The organism is Niveispirillum sp. FG148, from assembly GCF_057809655.1.
Window position 1 is genome coordinate 36924 of record NZ_JBMDKJ010000005.1, and the last position, 15564, is coordinate 52487.

Below are 15564 nucleotides of genomic sequence, written 5' to 3' on the forward strand. Positions count from 1 at the left end.
GCCCCGTCAGGCGCTGGGGGGACCGCCTTTGCCTGCCGGCGGCAGGGTGGCGGCAAACTGGATGAGGGTCTGGTTGAACGTATCGGGTTCTTCCAGGTGCGGCGCATGGCCGGACCGGGCGAAGCCGGCGATGGTGGCCTGCGGCAACAGTGCCGCCAGCGCCGCCGCCGTGGCGTCGGAATAAAGCCGCGATAATTTCCCATGCGTGACCAGGGTCGGCAGCGGCAGGGACGGCAGGTCGGCGCGGAAATCCTGGGCGGTCAACGACATCCACAGCGCCGCCATGGCGGCCGGATCACTGTCCAGAACCTGGGACGTGGCCCAGGCCCGCAAATCCACCTGTTCGGCCTTACGACCTTCGGCGAAGATGCGGCTGGCCACGCGCGGGGCGACGGCCCCCCAGCTCTGGACCATGGCGGCCGCGGCTGCGTGGGTGGTCTTGCCCGGATGGCTGCCGCGCAGGCCCTGGTGCCAGTCACCGTCATTGACGACACGCGGGGCCATGTCGATCACCACCATGCCGGCGGCACGCGCCGCCAGCCCGTCCAGCAGCGCCCGCCACAGGACCATGGCGCCCATGGACCAGCCGACAACCAGCATGTCACGCAGGTCCAGATGCTCGGCCAGATCAATCAGGTCGCGGGCCAGCCGGTCAATGGACAGGGCGCCGCCGGCCGCACGGGAGCGGCCATGGCCACGCAGATCGATGCTGATGACGCGGAATGTGCTGGAAAGTGCCTTGATCTGGGCGGAGAAGAAACCGGCATGGGTGGCCCAGCCATGGACCAGCAGCAGCGGGCGCCCGGCACCATCGTCGTCATAGGCGATTTTCGCCTGATCGTTGGCGACAAGATACGGCATGCGCCGCATGCTCCCCGATTGTTTCCATCCCGCTCGGCCGGTTTGTATGCAGCCCTTGACCGTGCGACCCGGTCATGTAGGGCTTGTTGGTGGGGATCGTTTCCCGATCTCCCGTCCGGCTTCGTGCCCATGCTTGCGGCAAATCGAAACCTGAGTCAATATTCAAGTTGCAGCCAGGGAGGAATAAATGGGCGGCGAAGAGGCGGTAACGTCCAAGGCACCGCGCACGGAACGTGGCAAGCGCACTTTGCGCAAGCTGCTGGACGCGGCGGCGGCGGAATTCGGGGAACGCGGCTATCACGACGCGTCCATCAGCGGGATCACGCAGCGGGCGGGTGCCGCTCTGGGCACCTTCTATACCTATTTCGACAGCAAGGAGCAGGTGTTCCGGGCGCTGGTCGATCATATGGGGCGGCTGACGCGCCAGCACATTTCCGAACGGGTCATCGGCACCACCGACCGCCTGACGGCGGAGCGGCTGGGGCTGGAGGCGTTCATTGAATTCGTGCGCGAACACAAGGACCTGTACCGCATCGTCATGGAGGCGCAGTTCGTCGCCGAAGATGCCTATCTGAACTATTACAAGGTCTTCGCTGGCGCCTACCGTCGCAATCTGGCCCAGGCCGCCGAAAAGGGCGAGATCCGGCCGGGGCATGAGGAGGAACGCGCCTGGGCCTTGATCGGGATGAGCGTGTTCCTGGGCCTGCGCTATGCCGTGTGGAGCGATGACAAGCCGGCATCGGAGATCGCGGCGGCCGCGGCCGAACTGATCACCTACGGCCTGTCGCCGGGAGGCAAGTCATGATCCCCTGCATCTTCGACATCACCGCACGCCGCGCGCAACTGGGTGGCGGCGACATCGCCATGGAAGAGGTGGCGTCGGGTCGCACCGTCACCTATGCGGCGCTGGACGACAACGCCGCCGGGGCCGCCGGCCTGCTGTCGTCCCTGGGGGTGGTGGCGGGTGACCGCGTCGCCATCCTGTGCCGCAACCGGATCGAGTTCTTCGAGCTGCTGTTCGCCTGCGCCAAGCTGGGCGCCATCCTGGTGCCGCTGAACTGGCGCATGCCGGCCCCGGAAATCCTGCCCTTGCTGGAAGACAGCACGCCCAAGGTGCTGTTGTACGGGCACGAAGACGCGGCCGTGGCCGTGCAGCTGCACGATGCCGTGGCCGTGTCGGTGGCCCTGGACGGCGATTATGCGGAAATGCGCGACGCCGCCCCGCGCCATGCGGGCCGCCGGCAATGGCCGGCCGACGGGGTCTGGTATCTGCTCTACACCTCCGGCACGACGGGCCGGCCCAAGGCCGTGATCTACACCTTCGCCATGGCCATGGTGAATTACGTCAACATCTCCCAGCCCATCGGCCTGACGGGACGCGACACGACGCTGAATTTCCTGCCCCTGTTCCATACGGCCGGCATCAATCTGCACACGGTGCCGACGCTGATCGTGGGGGGGCGGGTGCTGATCATGTCGGGCTTTGATGCCGATGTGATGATGGATCTGGTGGCCGCCGGCCGGCTGGACGCCATTTTCGGCGTGCCCGCCATCTATCAGATGCTGGCACTGCATCCCCGTTTCGGGGAGGTGGACCTGACCCGCCTGCGTTCCTGGGGCTGCGGTGGCGCGCCCCTGCCCGACACGTTGGTCCGGCGTTTCCTGGAAAAGGGCGTGCGCGTCTGCAACGGCATGGGCATGACGGAAACGGGGCCCACGGCCTTCATCGTCGATCCCAACCATGTGGCCGACAAGATCGGGTCGGTGGGCAAGCCGCAGATCCTGTGCGGCGTGCGCATCGTCGGCCCGGATGGACAGGATGTGCCGCCGGGCGAGGCGGGCGAATTGTGGTTCGGCGGCCCCGGCATCACGCCCGGCTACTGGAACCGGCCGGACGCGACCGCCGCCGCCTTTTCCGCCGATGGCTGGCTGAAATCGGGCGATCTGGCCCGCTCTGACGCCGACGGCTATTACTACATCGTCGGCCGCATCAAGGAGATGTTCATTTCCGGCGGAGAGAATGTCTATCCGGCGGAGGTGGAGAATGTGCTGTCCCAGCACCCCGCCATCCTGGAAGCGGCCGTGATCGGCATCCCCGACGAGAAATGGGGGGAAGTGGGCCGGGCCCATATCCTGCCGCGCCCCGGACAGGTGATGCCGTCGCCCGACGAACTGACCCGCTTCTGCCGCGAAAGGCTGGCCCCTTTCAAGGTGCCCAAAAGCTTCGTCGCCGTCACCGACTTCCCACGCACGGCGGCAGGCAAGGTGCAGAAGCATCGGCTTTAGGGTGTCAGGATAGAATCTCACCCGACTGCGCCGTCTTGCCACCCTCATCCCGCGAAGGTGCTAAATTAGCCCATTGCCCCCTCCCTGCCTCCCCCGCGAAAGCGGGGGTCCAGGGGCCAAGGGCACTGAGGCGTCGGATCTTGCGACCCCTGGATCCCCGCTTTCGCGGGGAAGGCACATTGTTCCAAGGGTCCAAGTTAGCGCCAATGCGACTTCGCGGGGATGACGGGAAAAAGAACACCGCACGGGCGGCTGCACTCGCTCATGAAAAGTCGCCTGCCCCTCCCCTCCCTACCCCCACCCCGAGAGGACCATGCCCCCACCCCTTGACCGCATCAGCATCGAACGCAGCCTGACCCAGGCGGAATTCGATCTGTTCGCCCGGCTGTCGGGCGATGACAATCCCATCCATGTCGATCCCGACTTTTCCGCCCGCACCCGCTTCGGCCGGACGGTGGCGCATGGTCTCTATCTCTGCTCCATCCTGCGCGGGCTGGCGGGGCAGGTGCGGCCCGGCGCGCGGCAGGTGGGCAAGGACGTGCGCTTCCCCGCCCCCACCTACACGGGCGAACCCATGCGCTTCACCGCCAGCGTGGACAGCCAGGACGGTCCGCGCACGCGCCTGTCCGTCAGCGCCACGCGCATCGCCGATGGCGTCGTCACCTGCGAAGGCACGTTCGACATGGAAGAAGGGGCCGCGGCATGAAGATCGGCGATGAAGCCACCATCACCCGCGCCTTCACCGACCAGGATCTGGCCGATTACCTGTCGCTGGGCGGTGCGCCCATGCCGGCGGGCGAAGTGCCGGAACCGCTGGTGGGGGCCCTGTTCTCCTACCTGCTGGGCGTGAAGGTGCCGGGGCCGGGCACCAATTACCTGAAGCAGCAGACACAGTTCCTGGCCCCCATCCCGCTGGGACAGAAGCTGGCGGCCCGGGTCGCCATCACCCGCATCCGCCCTGACAAGCATCTGGTCGACCTGGAAACCACCTGCCACGGGCCGGACGGCACAATGCTGGCCACGGGCCGGGCCCTGGTCTATGTGGAAGATGTGGCCGACAAGGGCTGGTAGGACATCGTCGGTCGGGGTGAGCGGTGCGCGAACCCCGACATTCCTTGGCACCGTGGTTTGTCGGGGTTCGGCTTATGCCTCACCCCGACCTAAGCCTGATTAATCCCTGTACCCCGGCGCCTCGCGGTCCAGCTTACGCAGCAGCGCCGGCCAGATCAGGTGGTTGGCGGCGGGGCCCACGGTCATGCGGCCCAGGACCATGTTCTTGTCCACCACGGCCGGTTCCGTGGGATAGAGTGGCCGGCCGGCCATGGACAGGGTGCGCACCTGCATGGTGCAGGCCCGTTCCAGGAAATACATGCGGGTAAAGGCCTCCGCCACCGTGGTGCCGACCGTCAGGGTGCCATGGTTGCGCAACAGCATGGTGGATTTGGCCCCCAGATCCTGCTGCAGGCGTGGCTTTTCGGCAGGATCCAGCGCCACGCCTTCGTAATCATGATAGACAAGGTCGGCCAGCACCAGCTGCGCCGTCTGGTTCAGGGGCAGCAGCCCCTCTGTCAGCGTGGCCACGGCCGTGCCGTCGGCCGTGTGCAGATGCATGACGCAGCCGGCATCTTCCCGCACCTCATGCACGGCGGAATGGATGGTGAAGCCGGCCGGGTTCACCGGCCAGGGGCTGTCATCCAGCTTGTTGCCGTGGATATCGATACGGACCAGGCTGCTGGCCGTGATCTCTTCGAACAGCATGCCATAGGGATTGATCAGGAAATGATGGTCCGGCCCCGGTAGCCGGGCGGAGATATGGGTGAAGACCAGATCATCCCAGCCATACATCGCCGTCAGCCGATAGGCCGCCGCCAGATCGCGCCGGATCGTCGCCTCATCTGCCGCCACCGCACCACCCGCCCGCGCCCCACCGGCCAAAGCCGTCGCATCGTCCCTGGTTACCATCGCTTCCTCCATTCAAACATTTGTTTGGACGGAGCATAGCGCAATCCCGGGCATCCCGCAGCATCGGCCGGCGGGATGCGGCCGCAAAAAGCCGCATTGATATTTAGCGCGTCTAGTATGTGAATTATTTTTGATAAAAACCCATTGACGTTGTGGGGAATAAAATTCAATATCACCGTCGATGGTGTTCAATCCATCCGCGGGCATTTGACCTGGAAGCAGCTTGCGCCGCGTCACCAAACGCTAAAGCGCCACGATCCCTCGTGGTGTCCGGTACTTGAAGGAGACACCCGATGAGCCTCTGTCGACCCTGATCCGCCAGGACCGCCGACGGCCCCGCATTGCGCCGTCCGGCCCGCATTCCATCCATGAACAAGGCCGGGGACCGGCCGCCGAACGGGCGGCCGAAGCGGGAAAACACGTCCCCGCTGAAGATTGCAAAGGGGGCATTGACGTCCTCCAGCCCCCTCCTTCCCCCGGCCGGCAAACAAGCAAGATGATGAAGGGAAGTTTCCATGAGCGTGTTTCGTATGAAGACCGCCCTCCTGCTGACCGGCGTGGCCCTGTCCGCCCTGTCCCTGCCCGCCTTGGCGCAGCAGGCCCCGGCCGGCGAAGTTGAGGCCCTGCGCGCCCAGGTCAAGGACCTGCTGGCCCGTATCGAAAAGCTGGAAAAGGCACCCAGCACCCCGGCCGGCCCGCCCGCGTCCAAGGATGCGCCGCTGGTCGCGGCCAGCGCCTTCAAGGCGCCGCAGATCGTGCAGTCCGGCAATGACAAGGTGAAACTGACCTTGTCCGGCCAGATCGGTCGCGCCCTGATCGTGGCCGATGATGGTTTCGACAGCGACGCCATCCATGGCGACAATGCCACCGCGTCCTCGCGCCTGCGCCTGGCTTCGCAGGCCAAGCTGGATGACAATTGGACGGCCGGCACCGATATCGAGTTGGAGACCTCCTCCGCCTCCACCCGCAGCACGGGCTTTGGCACCGACAGCGGTGCCTTCTCCATCAATGAACGCAAGGTGGAATTCTGGGTCCAGCACAAGGCGTTCGGCCGCCTGTGGGTGGGCCAGGGCGACACAGCCAGCAACCAGACCTCCGAAGTGGACCTGTCGGGCACCTCGACCCTGGTCAGCCACAGCGATATCGGCGCCACTTTCGGCGGCATCGCCTTCCGCAACAAGGCGACGCGTGCGGCGGGCGTGACCGTCAACAACGCCTTCAACAATTTCGACGGGCTGCACCGTGAGGATCGCGTCCGTTACGACACGCCGACCTTTGGCGGCGGCTTCGTGGCCTCCACCAGCGTGACCGAAGGCGGGGCTGCCGATGGTGCCATCCGCTATAATGGCAAGATCGGCGATACCGAGATCGCCGCCGCGATCGCCTATGCCGACAATGACAGCCGTACCGGCTTCGATACGCAGACCAACGGGTCGGTGTCGGTGAAATTCGCCAATGGTTTCAACGTCACGGCGGCCGCCGGCACCCGCGACCTGGGGCCGCGCGACAGCGATTTCTGGTATGGCAAGCTGGGCTACATCGCCAAGCTGACCAGCCTGGGCAACAGCGCCTTCGTCGTGGATTATTTCACCCAGAAGGATTTCGCCGCCGTGGGGGCCGACGCCAAGGCCTGGTCAGTGGGCTATGTCCAGACGGTCGATGCCTTCGCCAGCGACTTCTATGTCAGCTTCCGCAATCACCAATACGATACGCCCACGGCCGACTTCAAGGACGTGTACGGCGTGATCACTGGCGCACGCGTGCGCTTCTGATGCCACCTGTCATCATTGATGACAAAGGTGGCACGGCGGCGACCGCCGCCGTGCGGCCCGTGCCGCGGAAGCCAAGCCAACGGATGTTGGCGCCGGCGTCTGAGGGCCATAGATCTTGACCATCGGTCAATATCTATGGCGGCCGGCATGATCCGGGGCGGGGCCGGTTCCCCCAATTGCCGGTCCCGCCCCGTTCCCTTCCCCTGTTCTCCGGAGACCCATCATGACCGGCACCGTGCTTCCCATCGCCCCCGCCCCGCACCGCGCGGCGCCGCTTTGCGTGGTGCCGGAAAAGCCGACCTTCGCCGTCGGCCCCGACCTGTCGCCCGACGTGGCGGAGGTCGTTCGCATCATCGCCGGCAGCGTCCAGGGCGGCGGCGATCTGGCCGAAACCCGGCGCATCTTCACCCAGGTGCGCCGGGCGCTGGGGCCAACCCCGCCCGACATCGCCTCGGTGCGCGAAGAAACCATCACCGGCCCCGGCGGACCGCTGCGTCTGCGGCTTTACCGCCCGTCCTTCGGCTTCCGACCCTTGCCCGCCCTGCTGTTCTTCCATGGCGGCGGCTGGACTGTGGGCGACCTGGACAGCCACGACACATTGTGCCGGCAATTGGCCGTTGCCACGGGTCACGCCATCGTCGCCGTCGATTACCGGCTGGCGCCCGAACATCCCTGGCCGGCAGCCCTGGATGATGGCTGGGCGGCCCTGCGCTGGCTTTCCACCCATGCGCCCCTGCTGGCCATCGATCCGCTGGGCATCGGCTTGGCCGGTGACAGTGCCGGCGGCAATATCGCCGCCGTGCTGGCGCTGAAGGCGCGTGACGCCGGCGGGCCGGTGCTGAAGACCCAGGTGCTGATCTATCCCGCCGTCGATCTGACGGCCGGCCTGCCCTCGCATTTCCGGCGCGCGGATGGCTATCTGCTGACCCGCACCGCCTATATCAATTATGTCCGCAACTACCTGGGCGGACAGGAAGTCGAAGGCGACTGGCGCGTGTCGCCGCTGCGCGCCGAACGTCTGGACGGGCTGCCGCCCACGGTGATCATCACCGCCGGTTTCGACCCGCTGCTGGATGAGGGCCGGGCCTATGCCGGGCGGCTGGCGGCGGCGGGCGTGCCCGTGCTGCATCGGCTGTATTCCGACATGGTGCATGGCTTCATCACCATGGGCGGCCGCCTGCCCACCGCCAACCGCGCCATCGCCGATATCGGCCGCGCCATCGCCTCCTACGACATCTATGCCTTCAGCGATGGGGGCGGCATCTGACGGGCACCGGCCTGAACACCTTTCGCGAACCAGGACAAGAGCCGAGACAATTTCCCCCTTTTATTGTATAGGTCATATGGTTATTCGACCGGGGAGGGGTTCATGGCGCGGGGCTGGCTTTGGCGGGTAATCATAGTCGGCGCGGCCGTGGCCTTGCCCGTGGCGCAAGCCCTGGCCCAGGGAACCCCACCCGAGGCGGCCGCCGCTTCCGACAGCACGAACCTGATCTATTCAGCATCCGCCGATGCCCTGACCAAGCTGGCGGTCATCGCCGTGATTCTGGAACAGGCGCTGGCGATCATTTTCGACTGGAAGCTGTTCCGGGAGACCTTCGACCGGCAGGCGGTGAAGCCCATCGTGTCCTTCCTGTTCGCGCTGGCCATCGTGCATCAGTTCCAGATCGACATGCTGGCCAACCTGGTCGACATCTATAACGGCCCGGCGATCAGCACACCGTCGGGCATGATCTCCAAGCTGATCACCGCCCTGGTGCTGGCCGGCGGCAGCGGCGGCATCAACCGCATCCTGCAGAAGCTGGGTGTACGCACCAACCTGAACCTGAAGGACGACCCGGCCCCGGCCCCGACCCAGGCCTTCGTCTCTGTCGTGCCCATGCCGAAATCGTCCGACGGCACGATCACCAGCGTCACCGTGGTGGCCATCGACAGCGGCAATGTCCTGCATTCGCTGGGCACCGTGCCGGGCAGCAGCGTGGGCAAGGACCCGACGGGCATCCGTGCCTGGTTCCTGCAGGAAAAGGGGCGCTTCCCCGGCAGCGGCGGCTTTGCCATCAATCCCGGCCTCTGGTCCATCCGCCTGGATGCCGTGGACGGCATCGGCAATACCAGCAGCAGCGCCACCTGGGGCCCCTATCAACTGGATGCCGGCGCGGAGATCGACCTGACGCTGAAGGTCTGATCCCGTCCCCAGCCTGTCCGGATCGGGCCTTGCGCACAGGGCCCCGGCGGCGTTTCAATGCGGCGAAAGCGGCGGAGGGACGGATCATGGTGGATTGCGGGTGCAGCCGGCGGGGTTTCTTCGGCCATGCCTTCGGCTGCGGCGCCTGGATGGCGCTGGCGGCCTCGCTGGGCACGGCCGACGCACGGGCGGCGCAGTCGCGCACCCTGGCCGATCCCGTCACCACCACGCCGTTTGCCCGGATCGAGAAGATCAGCGATGGCGTCTGGGCCGTGGTCAGCACGCCCTTTGCCCGCGATGGCGGACGCGGCGACCGCACCACCCTGTCCAATGGCGGCATTATCGCGGGCCGTGACGCCGTGCTGGTGGTGGAAGGGTTCATGACGCCGGAAGGGGCCGCCTGGCTGTCGGATCAGGCCCTGGCGCTGACCGGCCGCCGCCCCACCCATGTCGTCGCCACCCATTATCACCTGGACCATGTCGGCGGGCTGGCCGGCTTCCGGCAGGGGGCGAGCGGGCCGGAACTGCTGATGACGGCGCGTACCAGCGCCCTGTCGGCCGAACGCAACGCCCTGCCCAAGCCGGTGGATGGCAGCCCCTTCGCCAAGGCCCCGCCCATCGTCCTGCCCACTCTGATCGTGCCGGAAGGCGACAGCCTGCTGGACCTGGGTGGGCGCAAGGTTCGGCTGGTGGCGCGCACGGGCCATACCGACAGCGATGTGAGCGTGGAACTGGACGATCCGCGCGTCATTTTCGGCGGCGACCTGCTGTGGAACGGCATCTTCCCTAATTACGTCGATGCCGACCCGCTGAAACTGTCCGTCGCGGTACGGGCCCTGCTGGCCGATCCCAAGGCGCTGATCGTGCCGGGCCATGGCAGTCTGACGACGGCCGCCGATCTTGCCCCCTACCAGGGCGTGCTGGACGCGGTGGAGGCGGCGGCGCGCAAGGCGTTCCAGGCGGGCACGGCCGTGGAACAGGCGGCGCAATCCTTTACCCTGCCCGGTACGCTGGGGGCCTGGACCTTGTTCAATCCCGGTTTCTACACCAATGCCTTCAAGGCCTGGTATCGCGTGCTGGGGTGACGGGGCCGGGGGCAACGTGGTAGGACCGGCCGCACCCCATCCCCGGACAGCCCGCCCCATGACCACCCCGCCAGACCTGCTTGCCGAAGCCGACGCCCTGCTGGCCGCCGGTCGCTTTCGCGTGGCGCGACGGGTGCTGACGGCAGATGGCGCGCCCATGGATGCCCTGGGTTTAGGCCGGCTGGGGGCCGCCCTGATCGGGTTGAACGATCATCGTGCCGCGCATGATTGCCTGACCACCGCCCTGGCCCTGTCGCCCGATGATCCGAAGCTGCGCTTCGATCTGGCCCGCGCCCTGAACGGGCTGGGCCAGATGCATGCGGCCGTGCCCATCCTGGCCGACCTGCATGACGCCGCTCCTCTGGACGGGACCATAACGGAAACGCTGGCCAACGCGCTCCGCCGCGATGCGCGGTATGAGGATGCCATTACCCTGGTCGATGCGGAGGAAGCGGCAGGCCGCCTGACCCCGTCCATCCTCTATCACCGCGCCCTGTCCCGCCATTATCTGTCGGACGGGGATGGCGCATTGGCGGATTTCGATCAGCTGCTGGCCGATGCCCCCGACCATGCCGCCGCCTGGTTCGCCAGCCATGCCTGCATCCTGCACCGCCAGAGGCTGGCGGCGGCTTTGGACCGGTTGCACCGCGCGACCGCCTGTCCGGGGGCCAATCGCAAATATGCCGCCTTCCTGGCCGCGTATCATGTGCTGACGGGCGGCGACGGGGTGGCAGATGCGGGCGACAAGGCCGCGATCCTGGAGGGTGCCCGCGCCCTGGTCCCGCATCTGGCCCCTGATTGCCGGCTGTTCGGCCTGTCGGCCGATATCCTGCGCCATGGGCTGGCGGCGGCCCCTCTGCCGGGACTGGTTCTGGAATTCGGCGTGCGGCGGGGTACCTCGCTGCGCCATATCGCCGCCGCAGCCGGACAGCATTGCCACGGCTTCGACAGTTTCGAAGGTCTGCCCGAAGGCTGGGGGAATGAGCTGGCGGGCACCTTCAGCCTGGGCAGCACGGGCACCGGCCTGCCGCCCATGCCGGCCAATGTCAGCCTGCACAAGGGCTGGTTCGAGGACAGCCTGCCCCCCTTTCTGGCGGCCCATCCCGGCCCCGTGCGCTTCGTCAATGTCGATTGCGACATCTATTCCTCCACCGTCACCGTGCTGACGGCGCTGGAAGAAAGGCTGCAACCGGGCAGCGTGCTGGTCTTCGATGAATTCATCGGCAACCGCACCTGGGCCGAGCATGAATTCAAGGCTTTTGCCGAATTCACCGCCCGCACGGGCCGGCCCTACCACATCATCGGCGTCAGCCCCTTCACGGGGCAGGTCGCCATTCGCCTGGAATAGAGGGACCGCATGAAGCCGCCTGTGCTGCTGTTCGCTTGTGCCCATGTCGACTGCGACGCCTGGCGGGCCGCTTTTGCCGCTGCCGATCCGGGGCTGGAGCTGCGGGTCTGGCCCGATATCGGCGATCCGGCAACGATCGACTATGCCATGGTCTGGAAACAGCCCAAGGGCATTCTGGCCGGCCTGCCCAACCTGAAGGCCATCTTCTCGCTCGGCGCCGGGGTGGAACATGTGCTGCTGGATGACAGTCTGCCGTCTCACCTGCCCCTGGTGCGCATGGTCGATCCCACCCTGGTCACCGGCATGGTGGAATTCGTGGTGATGCGGGTGCTGCATTACCATCGGCATATGCCGGACTATGAGCGGTTCCAGCGGGAACGGCTGTGGCACCCCCTGGGCCAGACCATCGCGTCCGACCGGCGCGTCGGCATCCTGGGCCTGGGCGAGTTGGGGGCGGCATCGGCGCGGGCCCTGGCCGGATTTGGTTTCGATGTGCTGGGGTGGAGCCGGACGGAGAAACAGCTTCCCGGCGTGCGCGCCTTCCACGGCGCGGACGGGCTGGACGCGATGCTGGCCCAGACGGAGATCCTGGTCTGCCTGCTGCCGCTCACCGATGACACGCGCGGCATCCTGAACCGCCATACCCTGTCACGCCTGCCGCGCGGTGCCTATCTCATCAATGCCGCACGCGGCGGGCATCTGGTGGAGGACGACCTGACCCCGCTGCTGGACAGCGGCCAGTTGGCGGGCGCGACGCTGGATGTGTTCAGGGTGGAGCCGTTGCCGGCGGAGCATCCCTTCTGGACGCATCCCGCCATCACCATCCTGCCGCACGCCGCCGCCTTGACGCACCCGAAGACGGCCAGCCGCATCATCGCCGCCAATATCGCCCGTCACAGGGCGGGCGGGGAGTTGCACAATGTCGTGGAGCGCGGGCGGGGATATTAGGGGCGACGCATCCGCCCTTCGCCTTCCCTGCGGAAGCCCGTAGGAGCTAACTTAACCGTCTTCACTAACCGGCCTCCCCCGCGAAAGCGGGGGTCCAGGGGCCATTAAGAACAACGGTTGGTGCCCTTGGCCCCTGGACCCCCGCTTTCGCGGGGGAGGCAGGAACGGGGCAATTGGATAAGGTAGCGCCCTTTGGCAGAAGAACGGCGATTCGACCCCGCTCGCAATGCGCGCCGCCATCCTTTCCTTACTTCTCCACAAACGCCTTTTCGATGACGTAGTTGCCGGGCGTGTGGCCGGCCCCTTCGACGAAGCCGCGTTCCTTCAGCAGTTCCACGGTTTCGGCCAGCACATCCGGGCCGCCGCAGATCATGGCCACATCATTGGCCGGGTCCAGCGGAGTGGCCTTGATATCCTCGAACAGCTTGTGGTTCCGGATCAGGTCGGTGATGCGGCCCTGATACTTGAACGGCTCGCGCGTCACCGTGGGGTAGTAGGTCAGCTTGGCCTTCACATCCTCGCCGATGAACTCGTTATTCGGCAGTTCATTGGTGATGTAATCGTGATAGGCCAGCTCGCCCACGGTGCGGCAGGTATGGGTCAGGATCAGGCGGTCATATTTGGCATAGACCTCCGGATCGCGGATGATGCTCATGAACGGGGCCAGGCCCGTACCGGTGGAGAACATGTACAGGTTCTTGGCCGGGACCAGGCTGCTGGTCACCAGCGTGCCCACCGACTTGCGGCCATAGATGACGGTGTCGCCGACCTGGATATGCTGCAACCGGCTGGTCAGCGGGCCATTCGGCACCTTGATCGACAGGAATTCCAGGTCTTCCTCGTAATTCGGGCTGACGATGGAATAGGCACGGGTCAGCGGCTTGCCGTCAACCATCAGGCCGATCATGACGAAATGCCCGTTTTCGAACCGGAAGTGCGGGTCGCGCGTACAGGTGAAGCTGAACAGCGTATCGGTCCAGTGATGGACGGACAGCACCTTGCCTTCGATGAACGCGCTCATACCAACCTTCCTTCATGACAGGACACGAAACCGGGAGTCGACACCGCGGCACCGTACCGCAGCACAGCTAATCTACATGGCAGGGCCGTTCAACAACCTATTTCACAGCCGACCGCGCATCATGCGCATGGCTGCCGTGAACACCCCCGATGTGTCGCATTAATGTCTACTTCACATCCAGACCCATGTCTTTGATAAATCTCAATTTTCCAAAATTGTTTTAATCCCTATATTTTACCTAGGAATATTGGAGAAATAATATTTCACCTCGACATTGGGTGAAAGCGGGATCAAATCTCCGTCATTCCGCAGTTGCGGTAAGGGTGGAGCGACCAATGGCGTTGCGTGGATTTCCGGTGACATTGCCCCTGGAAGGGCAGCGGGTTCTGGTGGTTGGTGGCGGCGAACTGGCTCTGCGCAAGGCACGGCTGGTGGCCAAGGCCGGTTGCCGCCTGACCGTCATCGCCCCCGATGCGCTGCCGGAATTGGCCAAGCTGGCCGATCGGGTTATTTCCCGAGATTTCACACAAAATGATGTTGCAGGCCATCGGGTAATCTTCACGGCCACCGATGTGGAAGAGATCGACCGCGCCGTGGCCGATGCCGCAAACGCGGCCGGCCTGCTGGTCAACGTCCCCGACAAGCCGGCCTTGTCCAGCTTCATCATGCCGGCCATCATCGACCGTGAGCCCATCGCCATCGCCATTTCGTCGGGCGGGGCCAGCCCCGTGCTGGTGCGCCGGCTGCGCGAGCGGCTGGAAGCGGCGCTGGAACCCGGTCTGGGCCGGCTGGCCACGCTGCTGGACAGTTTCCGCACCGCCGTGAAGGCGACGCGGGAGGGGGAGACGAACCGCCGCCGCTTCTGGGAAGCCGTCATCGACGGTCCAGTGGCCCGCGACTTCCTGGCCGGCCGCGAACAGACGGCGCGCGACGCGCTGCTGGCCGCCGTCAACAACCCGGCCTATGGACAGCAGAAGACGGGCAGCGTCGCCCTGGTCGGCGCCGGCCCCGGCGATCCGGACCTGCTGACCCTGCGGGCACTGCGTGTGCTGCAGGATGCCGACGTGGTCGTGCATGACAAGCTGGTGGACGAGCGGATCATGGATTATGTCCGCCGCGACGCCCGCCGGATCTATGTAGGCAAGTCCAAGTCCCACCACACGATGAGCCAGGATGCCATCAACCAGGTGCTGGTGGCTGAGGCCCAGGCCGGCTATCGCGTCGTGCGGCTGAAGGGCGGCGACCCGTTTCTGTTCGGCCGGGGCGGCGAAGAACTTCAGGTGCTGCGCGACGCCAACATCCCGGTGGAGATAGTGCCCGGCATTACCGCCGCACTGGGCTGCGGTGCCGCCACCACCATCCCCGTCACCCACCGCGACCATGCCAATGGCGTCACCTTCGTGACTGGCCATGGCAAGGACGGAGAGCCGGACCTGGACTGGCAGGCGCTGGCCCGCCTACGCCATACGCTGGTCGTCTATATGGGCCTGTCGGCCGCCGGCACCATCGCCCGCCGCCTGACCGAAGCGGGCATGCCCGCCGACACACCGGTCGCGCTTATCGAAAAGGGCACGCGGCCGGATCAGAAGCTCATCACCGGCCGGCTGGACAGTCTGGCGTCGCTGGCGGCGGCGCATGGGCTGACAGGTCCTGCCATCATCATCATCGGCGATGTCGTCCGTCTGGCCGACCAAGCCCAGATCACCGCGCTGGTGCCCGATCACCTGCGCGAAGCCGTCTGACAGGGAAGTACTGAGAGATGCTGGTCAAAGCCAAGGGAACCCTGCAATCCGTTACTGCCAACCGTCTTCTGGACGGGGAGGCCGTGTGGCTGGGTGCCGGGAACATCTGGGTGGAGGATGTCGCCGCCGCCGCCGTGTTCGAGGGCGCCGAAGCCATCGCCGAAGCCCTTTCCTTCGCCAAGGCGGAAGAGAAGCGACAGGTCGTTGTCGATGTCTATCCGCTGGATGTCGAGGTGACAGAGGCCGGCACCCGCCCCACCCATCTGCGCGAACGGCTGAAGGCCATCGGCCCCACCGTCCGCCGCGACCTGGGCAAGCAGGCGCGCCCGTCCGCCGCCTGATCCCGCCCGAAAT

Annotated in this window: 15 protein-coding genes; 12 read left to right on the forward strand and 3 right to left on the reverse strand. The window is 66.0% G+C overall.

Annotation, left to right across the window (positions count from 1 at the left end):
- Window positions 1-6: 6 nt before the first annotated feature.
- A complete protein-coding gene (locus ACODTW_RS07180; protein WP_488945277.1) occupies window positions 7-861 on the reverse strand; it encodes an alpha/beta fold hydrolase in 855 nt (284 codons plus the stop codon).
- 187 nt (window positions 862-1048) lie between these two features.
- On the opposite strand from ACODTW_RS07180, the gene ACODTW_RS07185 reads away from it, so the two are divergent.
- The 4 genes from ACODTW_RS07185 to ACODTW_RS07200 all read left to right on the forward strand — a co-directional run bounded on the left by ACODTW_RS07185 (window position 1049) and on the right by ACODTW_RS07200 (window position 4218).
- Window positions 1049-1666, forward strand: a complete 618-nt coding sequence (locus ACODTW_RS07185) for a TetR/AcrR family transcriptional regulator (protein WP_488945278.1) — start codon at window positions 1049-1051, stop codon at window positions 1664-1666.
- Window positions 1663-3147, forward strand: a complete 1485-nt coding sequence (locus ACODTW_RS07190; protein WP_488945279.1) for an acyl-CoA synthetase — start codon at window positions 1663-1665, stop codon at window positions 3145-3147. The genes ACODTW_RS07185 and ACODTW_RS07190 overlap by 4 nt, the downstream gene beginning before the upstream one ends.
- Window positions 3148-3460: 313 nt before the next feature.
- On the forward strand, window positions 3461-3853 hold the full coding sequence (locus ACODTW_RS07195; RefSeq protein ID WP_488945280.1) for a MaoC/PaaZ C-terminal domain-containing protein: 393 nt from the start codon (window positions 3461-3463) through the stop codon (window positions 3851-3853).
- The gene (locus tag ACODTW_RS07200; protein WP_488945281.1) at window positions 3850-4218 is read left to right on the forward strand and encodes a hotdog family protein; all 369 of its coding nucleotides are present in this window, start codon (window positions 3850-3852) and stop codon (window positions 4216-4218) included. The genes ACODTW_RS07195 and ACODTW_RS07200 overlap by 4 nt, the downstream gene beginning before the upstream one ends.
- A 99-nt stretch (window positions 4219-4317) precedes the next feature.
- Here the strand turns inward: ACODTW_RS07200 and ACODTW_RS07205 are convergent, their stop codons facing one another.
- A complete protein-coding gene (locus ACODTW_RS07205; RefSeq protein ID WP_488945282.1) occupies window positions 4318-5109 on the reverse strand; it encodes a class II aldolase/adducin family protein in 792 nt (263 codons plus the stop codon).
- 515 nt (window positions 5110-5624) lie between these two features.
- Here ACODTW_RS07205 and ACODTW_RS07210 point away from each other — a divergent pair.
- The 6 genes from ACODTW_RS07210 to ACODTW_RS07235 all read left to right on the forward strand — a co-directional run bounded on the left by ACODTW_RS07210 (window position 5625) and on the right by ACODTW_RS07235 (window position 12447).
- On the forward strand, window positions 5625-6881 hold the full coding sequence (locus tag ACODTW_RS07210) for a porin family protein (RefSeq protein ID WP_488945283.1): 1257 nt from the start codon (window positions 5625-5627) through the stop codon (window positions 6879-6881).
- Between the two features lie 223 nt (window positions 6882-7104).
- Window positions 7105-8148 (forward strand): alpha/beta hydrolase, encoded by a 1044-nt coding sequence (locus tag ACODTW_RS07215; protein WP_488945284.1) that lies wholly within the window; start codon window positions 7105-7107, stop codon window positions 8146-8148.
- A 102-nt stretch (window positions 8149-8250) separates the two neighbouring features.
- Window positions 8251-9066, forward strand: coding sequence for a hypothetical protein (locus ACODTW_RS07220; RefSeq protein WP_488945285.1), 816 nt, complete (start codon window positions 8251-8253; stop codon window positions 9064-9066).
- Between the two features lie 29 nt (window positions 9067-9095).
- Complete coding sequence (locus tag ACODTW_RS07225; RefSeq protein WP_488945286.1) at window positions 9096-10151, forward strand: MBL fold metallo-hydrolase; 1056 nt, start codon at window positions 9096-9098, stop codon at window positions 10149-10151.
- A 58-nt stretch (window positions 10152-10209) separates the two neighbouring features.
- Complete coding sequence (locus ACODTW_RS07230) at window positions 10210-11499, forward strand: class I SAM-dependent methyltransferase (RefSeq protein ID WP_488945287.1); 1290 nt, start codon at window positions 10210-10212, stop codon at window positions 11497-11499.
- A 9-nt stretch (window positions 11500-11508) separates the two neighbouring features.
- A complete protein-coding gene (locus ACODTW_RS07235) occupies window positions 11509-12447 on the forward strand; it encodes a 2-hydroxyacid dehydrogenase (protein WP_488945288.1) in 939 nt (312 codons plus the stop codon).
- A 247-nt stretch (window positions 12448-12694) separates the two neighbouring features.
- Here ACODTW_RS07235 and ACODTW_RS07240 read toward each other — a convergent pair whose 3' ends face one another.
- Window positions 12695-13468, reverse strand: coding sequence for a ferredoxin--NADP reductase (locus ACODTW_RS07240; RefSeq protein ID WP_488945289.1), 774 nt, complete (start codon window positions 13466-13468; stop codon window positions 12695-12697).
- A gap of 335 nt (window positions 13469-13803) precedes the next feature.
- On the opposite strand from ACODTW_RS07240, the gene cysG reads away from it, so the two are divergent.
- Both cysG and ACODTW_RS07250 read left to right on the forward strand, forming a co-directional pair.
- Window positions 13804-15210, forward strand: a complete 1407-nt coding sequence (cysG, locus tag ACODTW_RS07245) for a siroheme synthase CysG (RefSeq protein ID WP_488945290.1) — start codon at window positions 13804-13806, stop codon at window positions 15208-15210.
- Window positions 15211-15227: 17 nt separating this feature from the next.
- Entirely contained in the window at window positions 15228-15551 is a 324-nt protein-coding gene (locus tag ACODTW_RS07250) for a DUF2849 domain-containing protein (RefSeq protein ID WP_488945291.1), read from the forward strand.
- The last annotated feature ends 13 nt before the right edge of the window (window positions 15552-15564 follow it).